Origin of the sequence: Halobellus litoreus, assembly GCF_024464595.1 — an archaeon.
Lineage (GTDB): Archaea > Halobacteriota > Halobacteria > Halobacteriales > Haloferacaceae > Haloquadratum > Haloquadratum litoreum.
In genome coordinates this window covers 81365-106104 of record NZ_JANHAW010000002.1, presented here as the reverse complement: position 1 = coordinate 106104, position 24740 = coordinate 81365, and the positions used below count along the sequence as shown (strand labels likewise).

The following is a 24740-nucleotide window of genomic DNA, read 5'->3' as shown; positions in this document are numbered from 1 at the left end:
ACCAAGGACGGCTGGCACATATACTGTCGGCCATAACAGTTTCATAGGCGGTGCGTCAGCCGGAACGCTGGGGACGCATCCACCGATACTTTGCCCGTCGACGACAACGGGAGCGTATGCCCAAACGGAAGGAGACGTTCGAGACGCTGTACCCCTATCGACTGTACGACCCCGACGAGGTGCTCGATCCGGAGTTAATGTACACGGTCCCGGAGATCGCTCGCCTGCTCCAGGGGCTCGATCCGGACGTCGAACTCGACGCCGACACGGAAGACCGGGTCGTCGCGTGGACGATCCCCTGGTTGATGGTGCACGCCGAAGAGCTGGTGATCAACGATCCGGTCGGGGACGAACCCGGCTACTTCGGCGTCGAAGTCGCGGACGACGAAGCCGCGGAGATCCCCGACGACGCCGACGTGTAGCGGACAGTCGGGCCGGAGCGCGACAGCCCTACCACTCCGCGAGTTGGTTCAACACCGAGACCGTCCGCAGGATCGACCCGGCATCGCCGGGTTCGTACACGAGTTCGTCCGTCGAGCGAACGTGCGAGAGGACCGAGTCCGAGGCGTGTCTCGGCGCCGCCGCGAGTCCGGCGTCGGCGTCCGCGGCCCACTCCATCACCCGGAGGTCGGACTTGCTGTCGCCCATCACCAAGACGAACGGGTCGTCGATAGCCAGGACGTCGAGCGCCTCGGTGACGCCGGTCGGCTTGTCGAGGTCCAGCGAGCCGATCTCGGCGGCGTCGGCGTGGTAGTACCCGACGTCGATCCGGTCGAAGCGCGCTCGGACGGCCACCGGTACGGCGTCGACCCCGCAGTTCGGCGTCGCGTCCTCGCCGGCGAGCACCTCGGCGATCTCCGGATCAGCGTCCGAGTAGTACGCCCGCGCCCAGTCCGTCGGACGGTCGCCCTCCTGGGCCTCGACGTCTCGCACCTCGATTCCCACGTCGTCGACTCCCTCCACCGTCTCGACGACGGCGCGTCCGAGCAGATCGATGAGGTACACTAACCCCTCGTCGATGACTTCCTCGGCGGCGTCGCTACCGACGTCGAAGTTCGGCTTGAGCGTGACGTTGAACTCGTTGCCCTGGAGGTGCAGCGAGCGGCGGAGCTCCGCCGGCGCGGCGGTGAGAACCCGCGAGCGGACCAGCGAGAAGATCTCCTGGATCTCTTCGTCGAGCGTCTCGTACAACAGGCGCTTCGTGTCCGACCCGTGGCCGGGTGTGAACACGCCCGTCCCGGCCTCGTAGACGATGCTGAACGACCCCGAGTGGACCAACTCCGTCCCGAGGCCCTGGATCATGAATCCCTTCACGTTTTCGAGGGTCTGCCCGGTGCAGATGACGATCGGAACGCCGGTTTCGTGGAGTTGGGTCAGGAGATGCAACGTCTCGCGCGGGATCTCGTTGTCGGTCTGCCCCGCCGAGCGGAGCGTCTCGTCGACGTCGAGTACGAGCGCGTTCACCGATCGGCCGTACTTCGAGTGGAGGTCCAGCGCGGTGAACGTCTGCTCTCTGGTCGCGCGAGCGGCGATGTTCGCGAGCGTCTCGCCCGCGGCGAATGACTGCGCGATGTCGTCTTTCTGCGCCGCCAGTTCGTCGCTCGCGTCCTCCCAGTACTCGAGAGCGACGCGGGAGTCGACGGGCGGAAAGAGGTCGACGAAGTTCTGCAGATCCCGCAGCGTGTCCGTCTCGTACTCCTCGTAGAGCCTGTAGAGGAGGTCGTACCGGTCCATACGTACTCCCTGACCTCCGCCGATAAAAACGCACTCCTCGGCGGGTGAGGGAAACGCTCAAACCGACGACTGACCTACGGGAGCGTATGGCAGACTGGACCGACAGCATCGTCGGGGACCGAATGGCTGTCGACCGTGAGTTCTCCGACCAGGTCGAGAACTCGGAGTTCTCGAGCCAGGAGTGGGGACTCATCATGACCGCGACAGAACTGGACATCGAACACGCCGACGACCCGGAGCGGGCGCGGATCGTCGCCGACACCGAGAAGCTCCCGCAGATTATGCCGGAGTTGGAAAACGTCCGCTCGCAGATGGCACAGATGGGCGGTGCGCCCGGAGACGACAAGTCCGGCGGGTCCTCAGGGGGCGTCGTCGACCAGATCAAGGGCGCCCTGGGTCTCGGAAACGGGACGAGCACGGGATCGGACCAGGAGCGCATCGACGCCGCCAAACGGTTGACGCAGGCGTACGCCGACGCCCTGCAGACGCATCTGGAATCGAAGAACAAGTGGGAGCAGGTCCGGATCGCCTACCAGGAGTGATCCCACCCGCGCAGCGAGTTCGTAAGATGGAGGTCCAGCCGTGAATGTATCACGCACGATCGGCCGCGCTGCGTCGGTTCTCGCAGTACTGATTGTGGGTTCGAGCCTTGCAGGTCGGGCGAGCGCTCACGTCCGGTACGTCACGCCCGGAAGCGACCCCGTCGCCGTCGTGGCGTTTCTCGTCGAGGCGCTGACGGACCCGTTGAACCTCGCCGTGCTCGGCGTCGGCGGGACGGCCAGTCTGCTCGCCGCGCTGGGCTATCTACGACTCCGTCCACTGCGTCGCGACATCGCCGTGTTTCGGGAGACCGTCCGGGGGTATCGCGACCTGCTCCCGTGGCTCCTCCGGCTGAGCGTCGGACTTCCCCTCGTCGGTGCCGGCTTCTCCGGGTACTTTTTTTCTCCCGTCGTCACGCTCGGATCGCCGACGTTCGTCCGCCTCTTCGGCATCACCGTCGGTTTCTTGCTCCTGTTCGGGTTCGGGACGCGACTCGTCGCCTTTCTCGGACTGCTCTCGTATCTCGGTGGTCTGCTCTTCTCCCCGGCACTGTTTCTCGCGTTCGAGTACGTTCCGGCGTTCATCGCGATCGCGCTCGTCGGCGGCGGCCGTCCGAGCGCCGACCACGTGGTCTCACAGCTCGCTGACGCGGAGACCGCATACTCCCGCATCGATCCGTTTTACCGCGCGGTCGCCGTACCGTTCGTCCGTCGAGTCGAGCCGTACACGGCGCTGGTTCCCGTGGTGCTTCGCGTCGGGCTCGGCGTCTCCTTCGTCTATCTGGGCGTCGCACAGAAACTGATGAACCCCGGCGACGCGACGGCGGTCGTCGCGAAGTACAACTTGACTGCCGTGGTTCCGGTCAGCCCGGAACTGTGGGTCGTCGGCGCGGGCCTGACCGAGGCGGCGGTCGGGACCGTCCTCGTGTTCGGCGTGTTCGTCCGGGCGGCCTCCGGCGTCGCGTTCCTCCTCTTCACCACGACCCTCTTCGGCCTCCCAGACGACCCGATCCTCGCACACCTCTCGCTCTTCGGACTCGCTTCGGCGCTGCTCGTGACCGGTGCCGGTCCGTTGTCGTTCGACGCGTGGATCCGGGAGCGCGATCGGCGATCGACCCCCGAGCCGCCGTCGACGTCGGTTCGGTCGGACGACTGAGGCTCGACCGCGCACGAAGGGAATGCTTTCCTCGGCGGACGTGGTAAGATGACGTATGAGCGACAATCGGGACGTCCGCGAATACGGCGGCATCCGCTTGGAACGAGTCCGAGAGTACGTCTGGGAGATTCCACGCGAGGGGGAGATGAACGTCCCCGCGCGCGTCCTCGCCAGCGACGCGCTGCTCGAACAGATCGGCGACGACAAGACCCTCCAGCAGCTCAGAAACGCGACGCATCTGCCGGGGATCGCGGATCACGCGATCTGTATGCCCGACGGGCACCAGGGCTACGGGTTCCCCGTCGGCGGCGTCGGCGCGACGGACGTGGAGACGGGCTGTATCTCGCCGGGGGCGATCGGCTACGACATCAACTGCGGGGTCAGGATGATGCGGACGAACCTGACCTACGACGACGTCGTCGGCCACGAGGAGGAACTCGTCGACGCCCTCTTCGCGAACGTGCCGTCGGGACTCGGCGGCGGCGGCATCGTCGAATCCGACCGCGACACGCTCGAAGAGATCCTTGATCGCGGCGTCGACTGGGCGCTCGAACACGGGTACGCCGTCGAGGAGGACCTCACACACTGCGAGGACGAGGGAATGCGGCCCGACGCCGACCCGGACGCGGTCTCGCAGAAGGCCAAGGACCGCGGGAAGAACCAGATCGGCAGCCTCGGCTCCGGGAACCACTTCCTGGAGGTCCAGCGCGTCACCGACGTCTTTCGCCCGGAGGTCGCCGCGGAGTTTGGACTCGAAGCCGATCAGATCGTGGTCCTGATCCATTGTGGGTCCCGCGGCCTGGGTCACCAGATCTGTACGGATTACCTCCGACGGATCGAACAGGAGCACGCCGATCTCCTCGCCGAGCTTCCGGACAAGGAACTGGCGGCCGCTCCCGCGGGCTCGGAGTTGGCCGAGAGGTACTACGGGGCGATGTGCGCCGCGATCAACTTCGCGTGGGTGAACCGGCAGCTGATTATGCACCGGACTCGGCGCGTCTTCGAGCGGGTCTTCGACCGCGACTGGGAGTCGATGGAGATGGAACTGCTCTACGACGTCGCGCACAACATCGGGAAGAAAGAAGTGCACGAGGTCGGCGTCGACGACGACGGTCGACCCGCCGCGCCCGACGACGCGGTGGATCGCGCGGAGCGGGAGCTCTACGTCCACCGGAAGGGCGCGACGCGCGCGTTCCCCGCCGGCCGACCGGAACTGCCGGCCACCTATCGCGACGTGGGCCAGCCGATCATCATCCCCGGCAGTATGGGAGCCGGTTCGTACGTCCTCCGCGGCGGCGAGCGCTCTCTGGAGGTGTCCTTCGGGTCGACGGCGCACGGCGCCGGTCGGACGATGAGTCGGACGCAGGCGAAGAACGAGTACTGGGGCGAGACGGTCCGAGACGAACTCCGCGATCAGGAGAAGATCTACGTGAAGGCGCAGTCGGGCGCGACGGTCGCCGAGGAGGCGCCGGGCGTCTACAAGGACGTCGACGAGGTCGTTCGCGTCTCCGACGAGTTGGGAATCGGCGACAAGGTCGCCCGGACGTTCCCCGTCTGCAACATCAAGGGCTGAGCGCGGCTCGTCGATCGCGACACGTGGGCGTGGCTGACGACGGTGGCGAACAGGCGGCGCAGTCCCGCTTCGGCCGCGACGGCGCGCCGCGCACCCGCCGTGACCGTCGCGGCCCGCGTTCAGGTCACGCCGGGTGTGGTCTCGTCCTGGCGTAAAAACGTCCGGCCGCGCTGCGGTCCGTCCCGATCGGAGCCGACGGAGCGCTGCAGCGCGTCAGTCGGTGCCGAAATCCCGGCACAGCGCGTCAGTTTCCGTGCGTACACACCACGAGACGACTGTCTTCTCGGGAGACACAGAGACGCGCGGCGTCGGTGAGGTCGAAGGAGTGCGCCCGGCGCTCGGTGAGCAGGACCCGGGAGAAGGGCTCCCCGCAGGCGGGGCATTCGACCCCGTCGCGGTTTTCGTACAGCGTCACGTCCCCGTCGGACCGGAGGAGCTTCATCCGGTGGCGGACGGCGTGTTGGTCGAACTGATCGCCCATCGGCGGAGAGGTGCGTCGCGGTCGGATAAATGGGTTGTCGTCGGGTCGTCGGTTCTCGTCGGGGCGACGGTGCCGCAGCGTCTCATCCGAGCCGAGCGAGTCGGTCACGGGCCGTCGAAAGCGACGCCTCGTCGCCGTCGGCGAGGTACGTCACAAGGTCGCGGGCGGCGGTGACGAGCGCCTCGGACTCCGCTACCGGAACGTCGCCGTGTATCGCCTCGACGCGTTTGACGTGCGTGGCGATCGTCTCGCGCACGCGTCCGGCGGCCGGATCGGGGTTGTCGTCGAGCCAGGTTCCGAGGTCGGAACAGAACGTCGAGAGCACCGACGCGTACGCCAGCCCGCGCGCGGCGGTCATCGAGTCGGGGACTGACGACGGATCCGGACGGTCGCCGCTGTCGGCGCCCCGAAGCAGTTCCAGGACGTACAGGCGAGCCGCGTCGTCGGGGTCTCGAGCTCGGTCGAAGACGTCGACGGCGTGAAGCAGCTCCGCGGCCGCGAGGACCGTGTCGTCGACTGTCAGGAGCTCACCGCCGCGCACGAAACCGCGCTGTCGAACGTAGTCTCGAAGGGTCGTCTTCACCTCCTCGGCGACGTCCCCGACGTCGGTGTGCTCGTCGAGTGCGGCGCGGTGCGTGGAGAGGTCGAGTTCGACGGCGCTATCGGTGTGTTGCTCCCGCTCTCCACTCCCGACGCTCCGCAGGCTCCCACAGTCCGGGCACGTGACGGTTCCCAGCTCGAAGTACGACCACTCTCGGCCGCAGTCTTTGCAGCGGCGGCGACCACGGATGCGCATATACCGAACTGTCCGCCGCGCGAAGAAAAGCGCGTCGCGACCGAAGCCAGTTGGAAGGAAGCGTCCACCGCTCTTCGGAGCCGGTATATTTATATACAGCAGTCGGTTAGTGTCAGGTGACGCTTCGCTTTGGAGGGCCGAAGCGTCAGCGGGGACCAATTCAGGGCGGCAAGCATCCGCGTGCTTTTCACGCGGCTTGCTTCCTTTTCCCGGACCGACGAATTCGAGAGCCGAAGGCACGGCTCGAATCCGGATCGAACCTTTCGTCGTCTGCCCACCGATCGTTCTCATCGAATCCGGGTCTTCGCGCTCGAACCGGGTCGTCGACGTCCGCTAGCCGCCCGTGTTCGGAGGAACGTCGGTCGAGACGGTGACCAATTTTATAGGAAAAAAGACATATTTGGTAATTGACTGCGAAGACGTAAAATGGCAGATATGTACGGCAACCCTTCATCGAACGGCTAACTCTGCTCACCGCGCCAGCGGGCACGCGAGCCGCGACAGAGGTCGATATGTTTATTTTGGAGAACACTAATATACGAGTAGAATCAGCAGATGTACGACCTGACAGGATTCCAGCGCGACTTGCTGTACGTGATCGCCGGTCTCGACGAACCGCACGGTCTCGCAATCAAAGAGGAACTCGAAGAGTACTACGAGAAGGAGATCCACCACGGACGGCTCTACCCGAATCTGGACACGCTCGTCGAGAAGGGACTCGTCGACAAGGGACAGCGCGACCGACGAACGAACTACTACACGCTCACGCGACGCGGCCGTCGGGAGATCGCCGCGCGAAAGGACTGGGAGAGCACGTACATCAACGTCTCTTTCGACGGCATCGACGACTGAGTCGCCGCTTCAGGTGCGGTCGGAGAGATCGGCACCGAACTCGAACCCACCGGTGGCGCTTGATGCTGGCGAGCCACCGTCCGTCTCGGTCCCGCCGTTCGTCGACGTGCCCGCCGTATCCGACTTTTCACGCGTCTCCGGTTCGCTTCCACCGTCGTCCGCCACCGAGTTCGACCCGTCGGCGACGGCTCTCGAATCCGCGGGCGACGATCCGGTGGCATCGATGGACGTCTCCACGCCCGGATCGACCGCGAACGGGACCAGTGACTCCCGTTGGATCAACACCGGGAGCACGTGACGCGCGAAGTTCACGACGAGTACGAGGATGATCGGCCCCAGGAAGATTCCGTACCACCCGAAGAGCAGCGGGCCGAGCGTGTAGGCGATCATCACCGCCCCGACGTGGAGGTTCCGCCCCGAGATGTACGGTCTGAGCACGAGATCCGGAATGGTGTCGACGACGACGAACGACAGGGCCACGAAGACAGCCGTGAACCACAGCGTCGTCGGGTCGACGAGGTAGGAGGTGACGCCGATGTAGATCGCCACGGGGACGTACACGAGTTTCATCCCCACGACCGGAATGAGACTCGCGATCCCCGCCATCAGTCCGACGAGCGCCGCAGCGGGGATGGCGACGCCGGGCGGGGAAGCCAGATTGAGCAGCGAGTACGCGACGACGCCGATCGTCCCGGTGAGCACCGCGTTGAGGATGTTCCCGAAGAAGATTTTCGTCAGGTCGCGGTCGACGGCCCCGAGGAAGGCCTCCAGGACGCCCTTGTCGTCGGCGATCCGTGCGCGGCCCCACCGCGAGAGGGTTCGCCCGTCCCGCAGCAGGTAAAACGCCAGTGCGATCATCGCGAACAGGTGGACGAGACCGATACCGACGAACGCGACGGCGTTGCCCGCGGACCCGATCGACGAGAGTAGCTGCTGAATTCGGGGAACGGTAATCGCTTGGAGTTCGAACTCGAGGACTCGCTCGAAGTCGGTCAGCCTGGCGAGTTGATCCTCGGAAATCGGGTACTGAGACAGGTCGAACAGCCCCTGATTGGTCAATCTGACCAGTTCGCTAACGGCGACCGCGCCAGTGTAGGTGATGAGCAGGAGCGCCGGCAGCGCCAACACGAACAACGCGACCGCGGCGGCGAGGCTCGGCGGTCGGATCCGCGTCTTGATCCGGCGGTAGATCGGCCGGGTCGCGTAGTAGATGAAGAGCCCGAAGACGAACGTCCCGACGAACGAGTAGACGACGTACGCCAGCGCCGCTCCGAGAGCGAGGCCGACCGCCCACCACGAGAGGCGCGAGCGTCCCATCCCGAGAACGGACATACCGAACGAGGGACGGCGACGGGACAAAAAGCTACCGTGCAGAGCGACGGACCGCCCGACGTCGCGTTCGCTCGATCACTCGCTGGGTTCGTCCGTCGCCTGCGCCGTCGACGATGCCGAGGTTCCAGCAGGGGTTGCGGCTGTCGAGTCTCCCTCAGGCGTCGGTGAAGCGGCCTCGCACGCGCGGACTGTCGAGATCACCCGCGCTCTGACACTGCCGTCGGGACGAACCGCGACGTGAGTCGCCGAGTCGTTGCAGTCGACGAAGTCTCGCCGGATCCCCAGCCTCCGGCTCGACTCTGACGGCGGAGACACGTCCAGCACGTAGTCGGCGGGTCGAAACACGTCGATTTGGAGGGAACCGTACGCCGGGAAGGTCGGCGTCAGATCCAGTGGCGTCTCGTCGCTTTCCAGTTCGCGGAGGCGGACGCGGATCGATCGGCGGTCGGCGTCGTCGTTCCAGACCACGGCGCGGTGGTGCATCTCCGCGGCGGCCTCACCGACGCGTCGGCGTTCGAAAGGCTCCCCGGCGTCGAAGTCGGTGAGTGACCCATCGCCGGTCGTCGGCAGCGGCTCCGGCGTCTGGGACGCGCGAGAACCGCCCGACGACAGCGAAAGGCATCCGCTCAGACAGCCGACTACGAGGGCGGTGGCGGACGAGAGGAGGCGGCGGCGACGCATCGAATCAGACCTTCGGGCGACGGCACTAAACCGATTGGGAAAGGTGGAATGCGCATTTGAGTTATCGTACCGGGTTTGTCCGGGCGGCGGGGGTCACGCGAACGCGCGGTCAGGTCCACTCGTCGAGACCGGTCTGGACGAGCGAGGACTCGATGCGCTCGAACCCGCGGGCGACCTCGTCGGCGTCGACCGCCCACTCCTCGGTGACGTACGCCCTCGCGGCCTCGACGTCCGGCGAGATGTCGGTATCGAACGCGTAGTCGTCGGTGACGGGCGGGTCGAGGAAGAGCGCTCTGACCCGGTCGGCGTCCGCGATGGAGGCGTCGCGGGCATCGAGGACGGCCCAGAGGTCCCCGTGCTCGCGGATCTCCGAGAGCGCCGTCTTCGGCCCCACGCCGGAGATCCCCTCGTTGAAGTCGGTGCCGCAGAGGATCGCCACGTCGACGAGTTGCTCGCGGGTGATCTCGTGCTCGGCGAGCGTCGCTTCGAGGTCCATCAACTCGGGATCGCCCTTCGAGGTGAGTTGCCGGAGCGTGTAAGGGGCGCCGAACAACAGCGTGTCGTAGTCCTCGCTGCCGACGTAGTCGACGTCGCCGCGGAGCGCCATATGCGAGGCCTGCGCCTCGCCCTCCGCGGGGGCCTCGATCACCGGCACGTCGAGCAGTTCGAGCAGTTCCCGCGTCGTCTCGTGGATCACGCTCGTCAGCCGTTGGGTCCGAGCCTCCAGTCGCGCGGCGGCGACGGCGTCGCCGCGCTCTTCGGCCGCCTGCCGCTTGGCCTCGGCCTGCTCCCGCGCCTCGCGTCGTTCGGCCACCTCGTCGTCTTTCAACTCCGTCACCCCGCCGTCGAAGACGAACACCGGGACGAGGTCGTGCTCGAAGAACTTCGGCAACCCCTGCACGAGCCCGATCAGGTTCGCCACTTCCTCGCCCGCCGCGGTCGTGTACGCCTCCTCGCGCGTGAACTTCACCGTCGTCGTCAGGTAGCGGTACAGCCAGTTGTGGGCGTCGACGGCGACGACGCTGCCGGCGACCTCCTCGAATGAGACGTCGGAGAGCACCGCCAGACTCCGTAGATCTGCGTTTCCCATCGCTAGCTCTTCGGTCGGCCGCCGATTTAATCCTCGGGGTCGACCCTCGGTTCGAGGGGGGCTCTGGACTCGGCGGGCCACGGGCCGGCTTGGCGTGACGGCCGCGAGTCGGGACCGCGTTCTCGCGTCGTCGCTAGGCCCCGGGAACGTCACAGGGAGCCGGGAGTCCGGAACCGATTCGCTCGCTGAGAAACGACGCCTCGGGATCGCCGAGGTCCCGCTCTCGAAACCGGTCGAGCCCCGCCCGATAGGAGTCGACGTCCGCGTCCCGTAGCCGCGTGTCCGGCGATCCGTTCGCCGGCCGTTCGAGCACGAGTTCCGCGACGCCGGTTTCCGCCCCCGTCCACTCGAAGCCGGCCTTGTACATCGCCTCGTAGGCGAACGGGTTGTTGACGGCGATTCTGAGCCGTTCGTAGCCGCGTTCGGCGGCACGGGGAGCCACGAACGCGGCCAGTCGCGGGCCGATGGCCGCCCCTTTCGCCGCCGAGTGGACGGTGATGTAGCGGTACCACAGGGTCGCCTCGTCGGTCCGATCCGCGTTGAACGCGAGCGCGGCGACGACGCTGGCGTCGTAGTCGTCCCCCGCGCCGGGTCCGCTGTCGTCTTCGGCGTCGAATTCAGTGTCGTCACCCGCGTCGACTATGCAGCCGTCTCCGGAGTCGAAGATCACTGAACCGTCCTCTTCGTCCGTCTCGCGGACGACGGCCTTCCCCGTGTTCGACATCACGAACTTCCCCGCGTAGGCGAAGTGCCGGTAATCCAACCGAAGGGAGGGGCCGTCCGGCGGCCACCCGAGGACGAGAAACTCCATCCCGAGGGTCTACGACGGGCGGTCCCAAGAGTTCGGCGGTGCGATAGTTCCTTTTCGCTCCCTGACGAACGCGGGGTATGTCCTCCCGTTTCGGTCCCGGCGACGTGCGCTTCTTCGATCGACTGGCCCGGCTGTACGACGTCGCGATGCCGCCCGCGCGGGTCGGCCCGTTCCGAGACGCGTTCGCGTTCGCCGACCGGCCGATCGACCGCGTGCTCGACCTGGCCGGCGGGACCGGCCGCGCCTCGCGGGGGCTCCGAAAAATCGGGATCGATCCCGTCGTCGTCGACGCCTCGGCCGGGATGCTCGAACGCGCCCGCGAGTCGGGTCACGAGGTCATTCGAGGCGACGCCGGACGGCTTCCCGTCGGTGACGACGCCGTCGACGCCGCCGTCGTCGTCGACGCGCTGCATCACCTTCCGGACCCGGCCGCGGGGCTCTCGGAGGCCGCGCGTGTCGTCCGCCCCGGCGGGGTGGTGGTCGTCCAGGAGTTCCACCCGCGCGGGCTTCGCGGGCGGTCGCTCGTCGCTGCCGAGCGACTGGTCGGGTTCGACTCGACGTTCTGGACGCCCGCGGAACTCTGCGAGTCCGTCGCTGCGGCCGGCTTCGACGCGCGGATCGTCCGCGACGGCTTCGAGTACGTCGTCGTGGGGCGTATCCCACCGGAAGCGTGACGCGGTCACCGGCCACGACGACGGCGGGAAGCAACGGCGGCGGCGACGGACGACGTCGACGGGGGACGACGTCGCGGATCGAATCCGAGAGAGCCATTAGGGAGCGTCCGAATCGTCGCGTATGTCAACTTCGGAGGAGTCGTTCCTCGCTCGACGCATCGACGCCGGCGCGGCCCCCCTCGCCGTCGCCGACGTGTTGGCGCTCGCGGCCGTCCTCACGATCGGCGTGATCAACCACAACGGCGTCGACTACCTCACCGCCGACCCCGTCGGCTGGTTGCTGACGCTCGTCCCCTTCCTCGTCGGCTGGGCCGTCGCCGCGCCGCTGATCGGGGCCTACTCCGCCGGCGCGGCCGAGTCGGCCAAGGCGGCGATCCCGCTCGCGGTCCGCGCGTGGGTTCCCGCCGCTGTCGTCGGATTCGCGCTCCGCGCGTCGCCGCTGTTCCCGGGCGGGTTTCAGGTCACGTTCGGCGTCGTGATGCTACTCACGGGCGCGGTCGCGCTGGTCGCCGGTCGGTGGCTCTTTTTCAAAATCGTTGGGTGATGACACCCGCGACGGCACGCTGAGGGTGGATCCGTTCCTGATCGCTACGAACTGACTGCTGCCCTGTCTCGCCGATGCCTGCGTCTCAGCCCGATCGCCGCCGCAGGAGGTAGACGCCGACGCCCGAGCCGGTCGCGCCGAACGCGGCGAGCGTGAGAAAGAGCGCCCCGGGCGTCGCGTACGTCAGGATCGTCCCGGCGATCGCTCCGCCGAGCGCGCCGACGCCGAACACCCCCAGGTACGTGAAGCCGTAGGAGAGCCCGCGCGTCCCCGCCGGAGAGTACTCCGCGACGGTGGCCTGGTAGAACGGCTGGACGAGAAAGAGCGCACAGCCCAGTACCGCACCCACGACGAGGAGCGGACCGAGCCCGGCGTTCGCCGCCGGCAGGAAGATCAGCGCCAAGACCGCCAGCAGGCCGAATCCGCCCGCCAGGCCGGCCTCGACGGGGATCCGGTCTGTGAGCTTCCCGCCGAGATACTGCCCGAAGACGCCGACGATGAGTAGCCCCGAGTAGAAGTACCGCTCGGGGTTGATTGCGCGCTCGGAGCCGGGTTGGACGCCGAGCGCGTCGGTGACGGGGGTCGGGAGCGCCGCGGTCAACGGGATCGGCTCGAACCCGGGCAGCGATTCCAGCAGGTTCGGCAGGAACGTGAGGACGCCGCGGTAGTAGAGTCCGGAGGCCATCACGACCACGAACACGAGCGCGAACGCGCCGACGAAGAGCCGCCGAGTTTCGACGGTGAATTCGGCGAGCGACGCGACGCCGGTGTTGGCCCTGTCGTCCCCGGAGCCGTCTCGTGAGTCGGCATCGGCGTCGGTTCCGTCGTCGACGGCCGCCGTTTCGTCGAACCGTGCATGCGTCGCATACACGCCGGCGGCGAGGGCCGGCAGCGCGAGGAGGACCGCGACGACCGTCCAGTCGACGAACAGCAACAGGATCGCGGTCAGAAGCGGGCCCAGCCCGGTTCCGACGTTGCCGGCGATGCCGTGGTACGCGAAGCCCGTGCCCCGCTCTGCGACGCCTTTCGAGAGCAGCGTGAGCCCGGCCGGGTGATAGACGCTCGCCGCGGCGCCCCAGAGCAAGAGCGCGAGCGCGACGACGAGCAGATTCGGCGAGAGCCCCAAGAGCACGAACGATCCGGCCATTCCGAACAGACAGAGCGTGATGAGCCGGGCGGAGCCGATTCGATCGACGAGCACGCCGCCCGGGAGCGCGCCGACGCCGAAGAGCCCGTATCCCGCGGTCACGACGAGCCCCAGCGTCGCCTCGGTGACGCCGACCTCGACGATGCCGAGCGAGAGAGTCTCGAACTCGGTCAACCAGATCGAGACGAAGATCGGGATCGAGAGCTCGTAGGTGTGCACCATCCCGTGGGCCAGCATCACCAACGCGACGATCGACCGATCGTTCGAGTTCACGTCCGCATCTCCGAGTAGCGGGCAATTCAACGCACCGATGTCGCCCTCGCTCCCCACGAGATTACGTGTCAGAGACGTTCTCTCGCGACTTCGTCTAATAACTTATGAGAAACCAACTGAAGACCAACTAGAAATCATTCAATGGGCTACGGGAAACAATTATATGATGTACGCACGTAGTACTGAACACATTATGACAAGGTACTACGACTACGTCCTCGGCCTCATTCCGCTGACGCTCTTCGGCCTCACCGGCGGTCTGATGCAGACCAGTCTCACGCTCACGCAAGCCGTTCCCATCGCCGCCGCCGTCGCTGCCGGAGTCGTCGGCCACGCCCTCTTCGTTCGCGCGCCCGTGAGTGGGAGCTCCCGACCGGAGTTCGATACCGGCGAGACCCAGAAAACTGGCCAGTTCCCGAACGCCGATTGAGCGGCCGACACGAGCGCATCCGTCACGGAAGCCCCGTTCGCCGTCCGTTCTCTCTGTCGTCTTCGCGGAGTACTGCTTCCGAAATCTGGTCTGTGCGTGCGGAGCGCATCGGTCGTCGCTCCGAACCGCCGATCCGGTGACCTGCAGGTTTCCGCACGTTCTTACGATTGGCTGTCGAACCGGGGCACATGACCGAAACGCTGTTCCTGACGAGCGCGGACGTCGACGGCCTCGCGACCCCCGCGGAGTTCGTGGACGCCGTTCGCGACGGATACCGACAGCGCGGCGAGGGCGCACCGGCCGAGCCGCGGACGAAACTCACGAACGCCGAGCCGCCGGGCTTTTTCACCACCTACGCGGCCCTGCTGCCGGACACGGGCGCGATGGGCGGATATATGTACAGCGCCGGCTTCGGCGCGTCGGACGCGTGGTTCACCACGCCGCTGTTCGACGCCGAGTCGGGCGCGCCGATCGCGATGGTCGACGGCGCGAGTATGAACCCCTTCAAAACGGGCGCAACCGGGGCCGTCGCCGCCGACGAACTCGCGCGCGAAGACGCGTCGTCCGCCGCGATCATCGGCAGCGGGGCGCAGGCCCGGGGACAGTTGCGCGCGTTGGCGACGGTCCGAGACCTCGAAACCGTCTGGGTGTTCTCGCCGACGAAGGAGCACCGCGAGTCGTTCGCGGGCGAGATGGACCGCCGTCTCGACGCCAGCGTCGCCGCCGTCGCCTCCGCCGCCGCCGCCGTCGAGGGCGCGGACGTCGTCGTGACGGCGACGAACGCGAGCGAGCCCGTCTTCGACGGCGACGTCCTCGAACCGGGGACGCACGTGACCGCGATGGGGCAGTACGATCGAGACAAGCGCGAACTCGACGCCGAGACCATCCGGCGAGCCACGTACGTCCCGGACCTGAAGGAGCGGGTCCACCAGGACGCCGGTTCGTTCCTGGCCGCACTGGAGGCCGGAATCGTCGACGAGGACCACGTCCACGCCGAACTGGGCGACGTCGTCGCCGGCAACGCGCCCGGTCGGACGTCCGACGACGAGATCACCGTCTTCGACAGCGGCGGGACCGGTATCGAGACGGTCGCCGGCGCGTACCTCCTCTACGAGAAGGCCAACGAGGCCGGGCTGGGACAGACGATCGACTTCGCCCCGGGGAGCGAAGCGCTCACGGGCGAGTGAGCGAGCCTCGCGTTCGAGTGACGTCGGACTCGGGCTGTCCCGACGGCCATCAGAAGACAGATGCGGAGACGCCGCATCTCGGGACGTATTCGTTATGACTGCTGATAGCTCACGAAACGCTGACGCGACTGACCGGGAGTGGTGGAAAGAGGCGGTCGTCTACCAGGTGTACCCGCGGAGCTTCAACGACAGCGACGGCGACGGCGTCGGCGACATCCCGGGCATCACCGAGCAGGTCGAGTACTTCGACGCGCTCGGCGTCGACGTCGTCTGGCTCTGTCCCGTGTACGAGTCGCCGCAGGCCGACAACGGGTACGACATCAGCGACTACCGATCGATCGCCGCGGAGTTCGGAACGATCGAGGACTGGGAGCGGCTCCTGGCTGAGCTACACGACCGCGACATCAGGCTGCTGATGGATCTGGTGGTGAACCACACCTCCGACGAACACGAGTGGTTCGAAAAGTCCCGCCGACGGGCAGACGGTTACGGGGACTACTACTACTGGCGCGACGGCGGGACCGACAGCAACGGCGACCCCGTCCCGCCGAACAACTGGGGGTCGTTCATGGGCGGGTCGGCCTGGACCTACGACGACGTGCGCGGGCAGTGGTATCTCCACCTCTTCGACGAGAAGCAACCGGACCTCAACTGGCGCAACCCCGACGTGCGCGACGAGATCGCCGCCCTCGTGGAGTGGTGGCTGGAGAAGGGCATCGACGGGTTCCGCGTCGACGCGATCAACTACATCTCGAAGCCCGAGGGACTCCCCGACGGGACAGCCGACCGCGAACCCACCGGCATCGAGGTGTTCGGCCACGGACCGAGAATACACGAGTACCTCCGGGAACTGTACGACCGGACGTTCTCGAACTACGACGTGATGACCGTCGCGGAGATGGCCGACACGACCGTCGATATGGCGGGCGAGTACCTCGGCGCGGACGGGGACGGGCTGGATATGATACTCCACTTCGAGCATATGGACGTCGACGTGAGTCCGCGCGGGCGGTTCGACCCGACCGAGTGGGGCGAGTGGGACCTCGTCGAGTTCAAGGAGATAATGAGCCGCTGGCAGACGGAACTGGGCGACGACTGGACCGCTCAGTATCTCGGCAACCACGACCAGCCCCGGATCGTCTCGCGGTTCGGCGACGACGACGCCTACCGCGTCGAGAGCGCGAAACTGCTCGCGACGTTCCTGCTTACGACCCGCGGGACGCCGTTCGTGTACCAGGGCGAGGAGATCGGGATGACGAACGACGAGTTCGACAGTCTCGCGGAGCTCGACGACCCGATGACGATCGGGGCCGTCGAGGACGCCATCGATGACGGCCGCGCGGATTCCTTCGCGGACCTGCGGGCGTTCGTGAACTACGTCAGCCGAGACCACGCGCGGACGCCGATGCAGTGGTCCGACGAGGAACACGCGGGCTTTACCATCGACACGCCGTGGTTCGGCGTCAACGAGAACTACTCGGAGATCAACGTCGCGGCGGCGCGCGCCGACGAGGATTCGATCTGGCACCACTACCGGCGACTCATCGACCTCCGGCACCGCGAGGACGCGCTGGTCTACGGCGACTACGACCTCCTGCTCCCCGACGACGAACAGATCTACGCCTACACACGCACGCTCGACGACGAGCGCCTGCTGATCGTACTCAACTGGTCGGGTGAGTCGGCCGCGTTCGATCCCGACGCCGACCTCGAACTGGCTGACGCGACGCCGCTGTGCTCCAATTACGGGACGTCGTCCACGCCGGTCGAACGGTCCTTCGAGCCCTACGAGGCCGTCGTATACCGGCTCTGACGGCGGTGCATTGGCGAAAGACGCCCCAAATTACTGGAGTCGGTACCGCAGCAGCGCCGCGATCCCGCCGAGGTTCCGCAACTGCTGACCGGGGTCGAACTCCCCGGAGAAGACGGTGACCTCCCCGCCCTTGCGCTCGACCGTCTGGATGACCTCGTTGACGTCGACCTCCCAGTCGCCGTCGCCCTGCCGCTCCCGTCGCAGCCGGTCGTCGAGGACGAGCAGCGTCTCGACGGCGCCGAACTCCGCGGCCTCGGCGACCTCGTCGATGCCGTAAGCGACCTTCTCGCCCGTCGCAATGCCCTCCATCAGGTCGTCGAGGAGCGACGCCTCTTTCGAGATTCGCGTCTGCGTCTGTACCTCGTCGACCGCGCCGCGTTTCAACACCTCGTGGACCCCGCGGTCGCCGATGCCCGCGGTGTCGACGACGGTGAGGAGGTCCGCGACCTCCGAGTGGTTCTCCTCGATGTAGTCGCGGGCGTCCTGTTTCGTGAACCCCGGCCCCGCGAGGATGATGGCGTCGACGTCCATCCGGGCGAGCGCCTTCCCCAACTCGGCGAACAGTTCCGACCGCGGCCGCGCGTACTCGCCTTTTCCGGTCGGCGCGGTGAAGGAAAAGCGCTCCTCGGTGCCGTACTGTGCGACCGTATGGATGTGGGCCTCGCCCTCCTCGACGGTCGCGATGGCGACGTCGGCGTTCTCTGCGGCCTCCTCGGCCGCCTCGATCCGCTCGACCTGATCGGGCTTGAAGTGCTTCTCGATCGTGACCTCGTCGTGCTCCTCGACGTTTATCGTGTGGTGGTGACCGAGTTGGTCCTCCCGGGAACAGTCGACGATCTCCCCGCCGACGCGCAGGCGGTTCGCGAAGCGCGCGAACTCCACGTCGTCGACTTCGATCGTGACGAAGAGGTGTTCGCGCTGGCCGCCGGTGTCTCTGAGCTGTTCGTCGTCGCGCTGGATCCGACGCGTGGTGTCGCCGGAGACGAAGTCGCCCGATTCGAGGACGTGCGAGAGGTGCCAGAGGTCGTCGACGTTCTCGGGAACGAGTGTCATCCGCTCGCGACCCTCCTCGCCGTGGCCGCGACTCGAAATTCGCATACCCAGTTCTCCGAGGTCCGGGGCCTAAACATCCACCTTTTTCCACGGCGGGGTCTGTGGGACCCCGCCGCGCAAAAACCTGTCTTGCTGAGCGAAGCGAAGCAAGGCTCGTGAGACGCTTCGCGTCTCACGGCGGAGGGAAAAATGCCGCCGACTCACGGCCTCCGGCCGTTCGTCGGCGGTGGTATCGATTGAAGAATTGTTCCGCGCACGTCCTCCGAACGGGGGATTTTTAAAACCTCGACCGATCACCACCTCTCGTGGCCCTGAATCTCTCCATCGGCAGCGACGGACCCGACTCCACACGTCTCGCCCTCCTGATGATCGTCGTCGGCGTCGCCGTCGCCGGCTACGGTGGCTACGACTACACCCAACAGTCCGAGGCCGTCGCGAACGCGGTCGAGGTCGACGCGACGGTCGTCGAAACGGGTGTCGAGGAATCGTCCTCGCGTCGCGGCGGCGTCGAATACCACCCGACAGTCGAGTTCCGCTACCGATACGACGGCGCGAACTACACCGGAACCGACGTGTATCCGGCGTCGACGCAGTCGAACTTCGACACGGAAAGCGCGGCGCGCTCGGTCCTCGACGGGTACGGCGAGGGCGAACGCGTGACGGCCTACGTCGACCCGAACGCGCCCGCGGCGGGCTTCCTCAAGGCAGAGGAGTCGACCGCGCCGATGAAAGTGATCGGAGTGGGCGGACTGTTCGCACTCTTCGGCGTCGTGTCGGTGCTCAGATCCTGACGGCTGCCGAGCGGCTCAGTACGTCGTCGCCGCCGCGCCGCCCCGTTTCTCGTCGAGGCCGTCGGCGAACCCGCGGCCGAACAGGTAGTACGTGACGACCTGGACGTAGAAGAGGCCGAAGATGCCGACGACCACGATGCTGAGGAGACTCGCGATCGTCCCGAGGACGAGGCCGACGACGACGGCGAGTACCCACGCGACCAGGTACTCGCTCGTCGTCACGCCGGCGACGACCGTCGAGACGTCGAACGCCGCCGCGATGGAGTCCTCTCGAGCGAAGTTCGCGAACATCCCGGGCGCCACGTAGCCGATCGCCAGCACGATCGCGAGGAACAGGAGGAACCCGACCGCGCCGAAGACCGCGAAGATCCCCCCGCCACCCGATCCGGGATCGGCCGCGGGCCCGGCCCCCGAGAGGAGCGATCCCGCCCCGAAGATGGCGGCGACCGCGAACATCGCCACGAAGACGACGAGCGAGACGAGCAGGTTCACCGCGAACAGTTTCAGTCCGTCGACGAGCAGGTCGCCCCAGTCGGAGAACTCGGGTGCATCGGTCCCCCCGGTCGACGCGCCTCGGAGGATCCGGACGTAGTATCCCTGGAGGAAGAATACCGGGATCACGAACACCGTGAGCAGACTCAGGAGGCCGCCGACGAGAATCGTTCGGAGCCAGCTATCACCGTTCAGCGGGTAGGACAGGGCATCTGACAGCATCGAATCGGATCTCACGATCCAAACAAGTAATTCTTGCGCATAGGTGATCGGTCAATCGACCGACTCCGCCGACACCAGAAAAATTACCAGAGAATAGTTACAGGTGAGTGAAGCCCACCTCTCGGAGCTCGGCCCCGAGAGCGTTCCGCTCCCGTGCCGTCGGCCGTCTCAGACCGCCGGCGACTCACCGACGGTATCGTCGCGTTCGCTGACCTCGACGTCGCGGAGTTCGCCCCACGCGTGACCGATGAGGTAGTAGGCCGCGACCGCGGCGTAGAACGCGATGAAGGCGCCCGCGACGGTTCCGATGACCGGGACGGCGTTCAGCGCGCCCGCGATCAGACTGGCCGCGAGGATGAGCGCGATGCCGTAGACCCACGCGGTGGCGTAGGTTCCCGAGGTCAGTACCGGACGCAGTTCGCCGACGGAGAAGGCCGCGCCGAGTCTGTCGGTCTCCGCGAAGGCGGCGACGGCCGCCGGTATGACGTACGCGGCCAGCAGGCTCAGCACGAACGCGAGCAACCCGCCGACGAAGAGGCCGGCCATCCCGAGACCCACGAGACTGGCGGATTCCGACCCCCCGCCCACGACGAACGAGAGGACGCTACCGCCGATGACGACGGCGGCGATGATTCCCGGCACCAGGCTGTACGCGAACGCCACGACGAAGGCCTTCAGACCGTCGACGAACAGGTCGCCCCACTCGTCGAAGACCGGCGGTTGTTCGTTCTCGTGCATCGTTCCACGGACGACCCGGACGAGATAGCCGAGGACGAGGAACGAGGGGACGATGAGGACGCTCAAGAGGCTGAGAATGCCGCCGATGAGAACGGTCCTTACCCATTGCTCTTCGTCGTTCCGGAGGTACTGCAGTGACTGTTGTATCATCGTGATCACCGAGCGATGCCGTCGGCGTCGTCTGACACCGTTTCGACGGAGCTCGCTCAGACTAATCAGTACGCTGTCATCGGAGATAAACATAGATGGCTTATCTGCCGTAATCCAACCGTAAAGTGTCAGAAATTATTATTTTCTGGGCGCACCCTCACTCGTCGACGATCTCGCTCCCACCCGGCGGCAGGAACTCCTGGATCTTGTCCGGACTGGCAACTTTCCGGAGGAACGATTGGTCTGTGAACCGGTCTTTGAACTCCCGGTAGAGCATCTTCGCGGCGTCGTTCTGAGCATAGCGGCCGGGTTGCACACGGATCGACGTCGCGACGCGGTCCTCGATCGCCGCCGGCGGACCGCCGAGCACCCGGGTCTCGCCTTCGCACTGGATTCCGACGGCGACTTCGGCGGCGACGTCTCTGAAGTAGGTCCGATCGCCTCTGATGACGAACGAGCCCTTCTCGATGTACTCGCCGGACTCCGGGGTCTTCGACACCTGATCGGGCGTCACCATATACGCCTCGCCGGCGTATCGACCCTCCTTCCAGGTCGAAGAGTAGGAGACGGCGAACTGAGCGGCCTGCTCCTTCGTGGATTCGGGGAATTCGACCGCCTCGGAGGGCTCGGAGGGCCCCGTCGCCTTCACGATCGTCACCGGGCCGCCGTGGGCCTGCGTGTGGAAGAACAGGTCGTGCTTGTTCAGGTACTTGGTGACGATCTCCTCGTTCTGATCGGCGTTGCGGCCGCCGATGACGAGGAAGCCGTCGGCCGTGTGGAACCAGCGGAACCGCTCGTACCACTCCTCGGAGCGCCGAATCGGGATCGACTCCATCGCGAGCCAATCGCGGTCCTCGAACTCTGCCTCGTCGTCTCCGTCCGCTTCCTCCGTCTGACCTTCGTCGTCTCCCTCGTCGGCCTCCCACTCGTCGCGCCGCTTCTTGACGGCTTCGAGTTCCTCCCGCGTGTTCTCGATCGCCGCGAGCGCGCCCTCCTTCTTCTCCTCGATCCGCTTGGCCTCGGTGTAGAGGCGGTCGGCGTTCTTCTCGACGCCGTCGTCGACGTCGACTTCCACGTCGGTGCCGTCGAGTTCGATCGTGACTGTCCCCTCCGCGCCGTCGACGTCGACGACGGCCTCGGCCGCCGGGATCCCCCGTTCGGCCCCCGCGTCGAGCGTCTCGCGGATCTCGTCCCACGGGACGCCGTTCCCGCGGGCCTCGCGAACGGTCGAGAGCACCTCGTCGACGAGGTCGTAGTTCGCGTACAGCAGTTCGGCGCGGCGGCGCTCGGTCTCGGCCTGCTGTTCGAACCCCTCGATCGCGCCCTCCTGCTGGTCGATGATTCGCTTTTTCTTCTCGATCTCGGCCTGGAAATCCGGGCGCGCGCTCCCCGGCTCTTCCGCCTCGGACGCCTCCTCGGTCTCCAGTCGGTAGAAGTACTCGTCGAGCGCCTCGTTGAACGAGTCGTAGGCTTGGCTGTCGAGTCCTTCCCGCTCGTGTTCCTTCAGCGGGAACGGCGTCGCGTCGACGACCGCACCGTCGTCGTCGACGTAGACGCGGGGGTCGAACTCCCCGGAGCGGAGTCTGGTCCGAAGGTCGTCGAGCGCGTCGTGGAGCGCGCGGAACTCCTCTTCGGTGGCGTCCCCTATCGGGGTCGTCTTCTCTACGCCCGCGCGGGTGCAGACCTCCTCGGCGTAGAGGCCGCCGAGGTTCAACTGCGTCGCGAGCGTCCGCACGACGTCGGTGTCGGAGTCGGCCATATTCCGCACGAACGCCTCGTAGCCGACCGTCAGCGGGTCCAGCCGCGAGGAGGGGAACTCGTACTGCGCCCCCGGTGCGACCGTCCTGGACTTCAGCCGGACGGTTTCGAGGCTCTGGACGACCTCGCCGGTCTCGTCGAGGACGGCGACGTTGCCCTGCCCGAACAGTTCGACGACGATCCTCGTGTCCTCGTCGTCGCGCTCGAACTCGAAGACGAGGATGCGGTCGAACTCGAACTGCTCGACGCCCGCGAAGTCTGCTCCGGAGAGTCGGTTCCGCAGCATCATCGCGAAGTTCGGCGGCCGCCCCGGCGCGTCGGGGACGTGGTCGGGATCGGCGACGTGCGCCCGCTTCGTGTCGCCGACCTCCAAAATCAGTTCCACGCGACCGCGGTCGAAGTCGCGCATCCGGAAGCGGAGCAGGTCGTCGCCGTAGAGGTAGGCCTTGTCGACCTTCGCCCCCTCGTACCGGTTCAGTTCGGTGACGAGGGCGGCCAGGTCGACGCTCGTGAGTTCCCGCTTCGGGTCCATAGCCCTCCGTTCTCGCGGGGGAAGGAAAAGCCGCACGTTCCGGTCGCTCCGCTGCGGCCCACGGCGATCAGCTCGACCCAGCCGTCCGCCGAGACGCGCTCCTTTTATTTACCGACGCGCTACGGTCCGCTAATGGCCAAAGTCAGCATCGGTCTCCGCGGCTGGCGCTTCGACGAGGAGGAGGTGTTCACCGACGACGGCGAGTTCCGCGCGCTCGACTCGGTGCCCGACGACACGCGGAAGCGACTCATCCGCCTGACGTACCTCCAGGAGAAGCCCTGCGACGCCTGCTATCTCGTCCACGGGGAGGCGGAGAAGCGCCGCTCGAACCAGGCGGAGATCGTCTACGGCGAACCGATGGAGGAGGTGCTGCTGTGTTCGGACCACGAGGCGGACTTCCTCTACTGGTTCCGCGAGGAGGGCGGGAAGGAGGCCGCGGGGACGGAGACCTTCCGCGACCGGTTCCACGAGTGGTTCGCGGCTGGTAACCGCGCGCCGGAGGGCTACGGTGGCCTCGAACACGTCGACACCGACCCCGACACGCTGCCGACGCCGCCGGACCCCGCGGAACTCAACCGCCGGCTCAACGAGAACTACGAGGGCGAGCGCAAGCGGATCGACCTCAGGACCGGCGAGATCACGACCGTCGAGGAGGGCGAGGACGCGCCGTCGCTCGGCGACGTCGATCTCAGCCGCGACTACCCCACGAAGTAGATGTCGGGAGAGAGCACCGACCCGACACGCAGCCGCGAGCCCGTCGTCGTCGTCGTCGAGCCGAAAACCCCCGGAAACGTCGGCACGATCGCCCGCGCGATGAAGAACTTCGGGCTCTCGGACCTGAAGCTCGTCGATCCCCCCGAACTCGACGAGGACGGGGAGGCGTACGGCTTCGCCGGCCACGCCCGCGAGGACGTCCTCCCGAACGCCGACGAAGTGACCTTCGAGGAGGTCGTCGAGAACTACCACACGATCGGGACGACCGCGATCACCAACGAGGACAGCCGCAAGCACGTGCGGTTCCCGTTCAAGACGCCTGTGGAGGTCCGGGAGAGCCTCGAAACCGTGGAGACGGAGACGGCGCTCGTCTTCGGCCGCGAGGGGACCGGCCTCGACAACGCGGAGTTGAAACGGCTCGACGAAGTGTGTTCGATCCCCGCGAGCGGCGACTATCCGGTGTTGAACCTCGGACAGGCGGCCACGATCCTGTTCTACGAACTCCGGACGCTGACCGTCGAGGAGACGCAACTGCCGGACGTCGAGCGCGAGCGCGCCTCGGAGGCCGAGATCGACCGCTTCTACGACTTTTTCGAGGAGTTCCATCGATCCATCGACAATCGGGCGCACAAACGCGAGAAGACGAACGTGATGCTGCGACGGCTGCTCGGCCGCGCGCACCCGACCGAGCGGGAGATCACCACCCTCACCGGCATCTTTCGGCGCGCGAACGACCTCCTCGGGGACCGAACGTTCGGCGACCACACCGACGATGCCGACGCGGACGCCGGCTCCGAACCGACTGCCCGACCGCGTCGCGACTGACTCCGCCACCCCTTGTGTCTACATTCGTCAGATGTCCGCTGCACCTGCGGTCAACGACCTCTTCGATCATAACGTCGCGCCTCTGGTCGGTCGCCCCGGTCGGGGGACGTCCTTGTAGCCGAGATTCCTAGAAATGCCTCCTATTACGCCCTCAGACTCAAATCCGGAGGGTCGTCCAGTACAGCTGTTCCGTTCTGACTGGGGTCAACGCTGTTATTATCAAATGGTTTCCCAATCTCGGCCACGGAACCTGGTAGTGTAGCCGCGTTGTTGTCCGCCATCCTGCGATAGATGCGAGACGCCACGCCCGTTGCGGTCCGAGAGCGACGATGAGATCGCACCCGGTCACTGC

Annotated in this window: 25 protein-coding genes; 13 read left to right on the top strand and 12 right to left on the bottom strand. The window is 66.5% G+C overall.

Annotated features, from left to right (window positions below; translation table 11 throughout):
* Positions 1–116: 116 nt before the first annotated feature.
* A complete protein-coding gene (locus NO360_RS08080; protein ID WP_256307269.1) occupies positions 117–422 on the top strand; it encodes a DUF5827 family protein in 306 nt (101 codons plus the stop codon).
* A 28-nt stretch (positions 423–450) separates the two neighbouring features.
* Here NO360_RS08080 and NO360_RS08075 read toward each other — a convergent pair whose 3' ends face one another.
* Positions 451–1734: an HAD family hydrolase gene (locus tag NO360_RS08075; RefSeq protein WP_256307267.1), complete on the bottom strand. Its 1284-nt coding sequence runs from the start codon at positions 1732–1734 to the stop codon at positions 451–453.
* Positions 1735–1820: 86 nt separating this feature from the next.
* Between NO360_RS08075 and NO360_RS08070 the strand changes: the two genes are divergently transcribed.
* The 3 genes from NO360_RS08070 (at position 1821) to NO360_RS08060 (ending at position 5002) form a co-directional block, all read left to right on the top strand.
* Positions 1821–2276, top strand: a complete 456-nt coding sequence (locus tag NO360_RS08070; protein ID WP_256307266.1) for a DUF5799 family protein — start codon at positions 1821–1823, stop codon at positions 2274–2276.
* A 94-nt stretch (positions 2277–2370) separates the two neighbouring features.
* Positions 2371–3429 carry a DoxX family protein gene (locus tag NO360_RS08065; protein ID WP_345780189.1) on the top strand — a complete coding sequence of 353 codons (1059 nt, stop codon included), beginning with the start codon at positions 2371–2373 and terminating at the stop codon, positions 3427–3429.
* A gap of 55 nt (positions 3430–3484) precedes the next feature.
* Positions 3485–5002 carry an RtcB family protein gene (locus NO360_RS08060; protein WP_256307265.1) on the top strand — a complete coding sequence of 506 codons (1518 nt, stop codon included), beginning with the start codon at positions 3485–3487 and terminating at the stop codon, positions 5000–5002.
* Between the two features lie 244 nt (positions 5003–5246).
* Here the strand turns inward: NO360_RS08060 and NO360_RS08055 are convergent, their stop codons facing one another.
* On the bottom strand, positions 5247–5483 hold the full coding sequence (locus NO360_RS08055) for a DUF7385 family protein (protein WP_256307263.1): 237 nt from the start codon (positions 5481–5483) through the stop codon (positions 5247–5249).
* Between the two features lie 82 nt (positions 5484–5565).
* A complete protein-coding gene (locus NO360_RS08050; RefSeq protein WP_256307262.1) occupies positions 5566–6279 on the bottom strand; it encodes a hydrogenase maturation nickel metallochaperone HypA in 714 nt (237 codons plus the stop codon).
* 555 nt (positions 6280–6834) lie between these two features.
* Between NO360_RS08050 and NO360_RS08045 the strand changes: the two genes are divergently transcribed.
* Positions 6835–7131, top strand: coding sequence for a PadR family transcriptional regulator (locus tag NO360_RS08045; RefSeq protein ID WP_103992076.1), 297 nt, complete (start codon positions 6835–6837; stop codon positions 7129–7131).
* Between the two features lie 9 nt (positions 7132–7140).
* Here the strand turns inward: NO360_RS08045 and NO360_RS08040 are convergent, their stop codons facing one another.
* From NO360_RS08040 to NO360_RS08025, 4 genes are all read right to left on the bottom strand, one after another.
* Positions 7141–8463 carry an AI-2E family transporter gene (locus tag NO360_RS08040; RefSeq protein ID WP_256307257.1) on the bottom strand — a complete coding sequence of 441 codons (1323 nt, stop codon included), beginning with the start codon at positions 8461–8463 and terminating at the stop codon, positions 7141–7143.
* Between the two features lie 75 nt (positions 8464–8538).
* Positions 8539–9144, bottom strand: a complete 606-nt coding sequence (locus NO360_RS08035) for a hypothetical protein (RefSeq protein ID WP_256307255.1) — start codon at positions 9142–9144, stop codon at positions 8539–8541.
* A 109-nt stretch (positions 9145–9253) separates the two neighbouring features.
* Positions 9254–10234, bottom strand: coding sequence for a flap endonuclease-1 (fen, locus tag NO360_RS08030; RefSeq protein WP_256307254.1), 981 nt, complete (start codon positions 10232–10234; stop codon positions 9254–9256).
* A gap of 133 nt (positions 10235–10367) precedes the next feature.
* Positions 10368–11045 (bottom strand): GNAT family N-acetyltransferase, encoded by a 678-nt coding sequence (locus NO360_RS08025; protein ID WP_256307253.1) that lies wholly within the window; start codon positions 11043–11045, stop codon positions 10368–10370.
* Positions 11046–11122: 77 nt separating this feature from the next.
* Between NO360_RS08025 and NO360_RS08020 the strand changes: the two genes are divergently transcribed.
* Both NO360_RS08020 and NO360_RS08015 read left to right on the top strand, forming a co-directional pair.
* Positions 11123–11719, top strand: a complete 597-nt coding sequence (locus tag NO360_RS08020; RefSeq protein ID WP_256307252.1) for a class I SAM-dependent methyltransferase — start codon at positions 11123–11125, stop codon at positions 11717–11719.
* Between the two features lie 121 nt (positions 11720–11840).
* The gene (locus NO360_RS08015; RefSeq protein ID WP_256307250.1) at positions 11841–12263 is read left to right on the top strand and encodes a DUF3054 domain-containing protein; all 423 of its coding nucleotides are present in this window, start codon (positions 11841–11843) and stop codon (positions 12261–12263) included.
* Between the two features lie 85 nt (positions 12264–12348).
* Here NO360_RS08015 and NO360_RS08010 read toward each other — a convergent pair whose 3' ends face one another.
* Positions 12349–13647 (bottom strand): MFS transporter, encoded by a 1299-nt coding sequence (locus NO360_RS08010; RefSeq protein ID WP_256308504.1) that lies wholly within the window; start codon positions 13645–13647, stop codon positions 12349–12351.
* A gap of 229 nt (positions 13648–13876) precedes the next feature.
* On the opposite strand from NO360_RS08010, the gene NO360_RS08005 reads away from it, so the two are divergent.
* From NO360_RS08005 to NO360_RS07995, 3 genes are all read left to right on the top strand, one after another.
* The gene (locus tag NO360_RS08005; RefSeq protein WP_256307248.1) at positions 13877–14113 is read left to right on the top strand and encodes a DUF8015 family protein; all 237 of its coding nucleotides are present in this window, start codon (positions 13877–13879) and stop codon (positions 14111–14113) included.
* 188 nt (positions 14114–14301) lie between these two features.
* Positions 14302–15300 carry an ornithine cyclodeaminase family protein gene (locus NO360_RS08000; protein WP_256307247.1) on the top strand — a complete coding sequence of 333 codons (999 nt, stop codon included), beginning with the start codon at positions 14302–14304 and terminating at the stop codon, positions 15298–15300.
* Between the two features lie 94 nt (positions 15301–15394).
* Positions 15395–17113 carry a glycoside hydrolase family 13 protein gene (locus tag NO360_RS07995; RefSeq protein ID WP_256307246.1) on the top strand — a complete coding sequence of 573 codons (1719 nt, stop codon included), beginning with the start codon at positions 15395–15397 and terminating at the stop codon, positions 17111–17113.
* 30 nt (positions 17114–17143) lie between these two features.
* On the opposite strand, the gene NO360_RS07990 is transcribed toward NO360_RS07995, so the two are convergent.
* A complete protein-coding gene (locus NO360_RS07990; RefSeq protein ID WP_256307245.1) occupies positions 17144–18211 on the bottom strand; it encodes an mRNA surveillance protein pelota in 1068 nt (355 codons plus the stop codon).
* A 260-nt stretch (positions 18212–18471) separates the two neighbouring features.
* Between NO360_RS07990 and NO360_RS07985 the strand changes: the two genes are divergently transcribed.
* Complete coding sequence (locus tag NO360_RS07985) at positions 18472–18957, top strand: DUF3592 domain-containing protein (protein ID WP_256307244.1); 486 nt, start codon at positions 18472–18474, stop codon at positions 18955–18957.
* A 15-nt stretch (positions 18958–18972) separates the two neighbouring features.
* Here the strand turns inward: NO360_RS07985 and NO360_RS07980 are convergent, their stop codons facing one another.
* From NO360_RS07980 to rqcH, 3 genes are all read right to left on the bottom strand, one after another.
* Positions 18973–19671, bottom strand: coding sequence for a DUF4013 domain-containing protein (locus tag NO360_RS07980; RefSeq protein WP_256307242.1), 699 nt, complete (start codon positions 19669–19671; stop codon positions 18973–18975).
* A 168-nt stretch (positions 19672–19839) separates the two neighbouring features.
* Positions 19840–20559 (bottom strand): DUF4013 domain-containing protein, encoded by a 720-nt coding sequence (locus NO360_RS07975; protein WP_256307240.1) that lies wholly within the window; start codon positions 20557–20559, stop codon positions 19840–19842.
* A gap of 157 nt (positions 20560–20716) precedes the next feature.
* Positions 20717–22849, bottom strand: coding sequence for a ribosome rescue protein RqcH (gene rqcH / locus NO360_RS07970; protein ID WP_256307238.1), 2133 nt, complete (start codon positions 22847–22849; stop codon positions 20717–20719).
* A gap of 132 nt (positions 22850–22981) precedes the next feature.
* Here rqcH and NO360_RS07965 point away from each other — a divergent pair, with 132 nt between their 5' ends.
* The gene (locus NO360_RS07965) at positions 22982–23563 is read left to right on the top strand and encodes a DUF8114 family protein (RefSeq protein WP_256307236.1); all 582 of its coding nucleotides are present in this window, start codon (positions 22982–22984) and stop codon (positions 23561–23563) included.
* Entirely contained in the window at positions 23564–24388 is an 825-nt protein-coding gene (locus tag NO360_RS07960; RefSeq protein WP_256307234.1) for an RNA methyltransferase, read from the top strand.
* The last annotated feature ends 352 nt before the right edge of the window (positions 24389–24740 follow it).

What these genes read in the sequence shown, in the direction of transcription:
- fen (WP_256307254.1), bottom strand. Translation starts at nt 10,234, where the DNA reads ATGGGAAACGCAGATCTACGGAGTCTGGCGGTGCTCTCCGACGTCTCA.
- rqcH (WP_256307238.1), bottom strand. Translation starts at nt 22,849, where the DNA reads ATGGACCCGAAGCGGGAACTCACGAGCGTCGACCTGGCCGCCCTCGTC.
- NO360_RS08050 (WP_256307262.1), bottom strand. Translation starts at nt 6,279, where the DNA reads ATGCGCATCCGTGGTCGCCGCCGCTGCAAAGACTGCGGCCGAGAGTGG.
- NO360_RS08000 (WP_256307247.1), top strand. Translation starts at nt 14,302, where the DNA reads ATGACCGAAACGCTGTTCCTGACGAGCGCGGACGTCGACGGCCTCGCG.
- NO360_RS07995 (WP_256307246.1), top strand. Translation starts at nt 15,395, where the DNA reads ATGACTGCTGATAGCTCACGAAACGCTGACGCGACTGACCGGGAGTGG.
- NO360_RS07960 (WP_256307234.1), top strand. Translation starts at nt 23,564, where the DNA reads ATGTCGGGAGAGAGCACCGACCCGACACGCAGCCGCGAGCCCGTCGTC.
- NO360_RS07965 (WP_256307236.1), top strand. Translation starts at nt 22,982, where the DNA reads ATGGCCAAAGTCAGCATCGGTCTCCGCGGCTGGCGCTTCGACGAGGAG.
- NO360_RS08080 (WP_256307269.1), top strand. Translation starts at nt 117, where the DNA reads ATGCCCAAACGGAAGGAGACGTTCGAGACGCTGTACCCCTATCGACTG.
- NO360_RS07980 (WP_256307242.1), bottom strand. Translation starts at nt 19,671, where the DNA reads ATGCTGTCAGATGCCCTGTCCTACCCGCTGAACGGTGATAGCTGGCTC.
- NO360_RS08055 (WP_256307263.1), bottom strand. Translation starts at nt 5,483, where the DNA reads ATGGGCGATCAGTTCGACCAACACGCCGTCCGCCACCGGATGAAGCTC.
- NO360_RS08020 (WP_256307252.1), top strand. Translation starts at nt 11,123, where the DNA reads ATGTCCTCCCGTTTCGGTCCCGGCGACGTGCGCTTCTTCGATCGACTG.
- NO360_RS07975 (WP_256307240.1), bottom strand. Translation starts at nt 20,559, where the DNA reads ATGATACAACAGTCACTGCAGTACCTCCGGAACGACGAAGAGCAATGG.
- NO360_RS07990 (WP_256307245.1), bottom strand. Translation starts at nt 18,211, where the DNA reads ATGCGAATTTCGAGTCGCGGCCACGGCGAGGAGGGTCGCGAGCGGATG.
- NO360_RS08040 (WP_256307257.1), bottom strand. Translation starts at nt 8,463, where the DNA reads ATGTCCGTTCTCGGGATGGGACGCTCGCGCCTCTCGTGGTGGGCGGTC.
- NO360_RS08070 (WP_256307266.1), top strand. Translation starts at nt 1,821, where the DNA reads ATGGCAGACTGGACCGACAGCATCGTCGGGGACCGAATGGCTGTCGAC.
- NO360_RS08025 (WP_256307253.1), bottom strand. Translation starts at nt 11,045, where the DNA reads ATGGAGTTTCTCGTCCTCGGGTGGCCGCCGGACGGCCCCTCCCTTCGG.
- NO360_RS08045 (WP_103992076.1), top strand. Translation starts at nt 6,835, where the DNA reads ATGTACGACCTGACAGGATTCCAGCGCGACTTGCTGTACGTGATCGCC.
- NO360_RS08060 (WP_256307265.1), top strand. Translation starts at nt 3,485, where the DNA reads ATGAGCGACAATCGGGACGTCCGCGAATACGGCGGCATCCGCTTGGAA.
- NO360_RS08010 (WP_256308504.1), bottom strand. Translation starts at nt 13,647, where the DNA reads ATGCTGGCCCACGGGATGGTGCACACCTACGAGCTCTCGATCCCGATC.
- NO360_RS08075 (WP_256307267.1), bottom strand. Translation starts at nt 1,734, where the DNA reads ATGGACCGGTACGACCTCCTCTACAGGCTCTACGAGGAGTACGAGACG.
- NO360_RS08015 (WP_256307250.1), top strand. Translation starts at nt 11,841, where the DNA reads ATGTCAACTTCGGAGGAGTCGTTCCTCGCTCGACGCATCGACGCCGGC.
- NO360_RS08005 (WP_256307248.1), top strand. Translation starts at nt 13,877, where the DNA reads ATGACAAGGTACTACGACTACGTCCTCGGCCTCATTCCGCTGACGCTC.
- NO360_RS08035 (WP_256307255.1), bottom strand. Translation starts at nt 9,144, where the DNA reads ATGCGTCGCCGCCGCCTCCTCTCGTCCGCCACCGCCCTCGTAGTCGGC.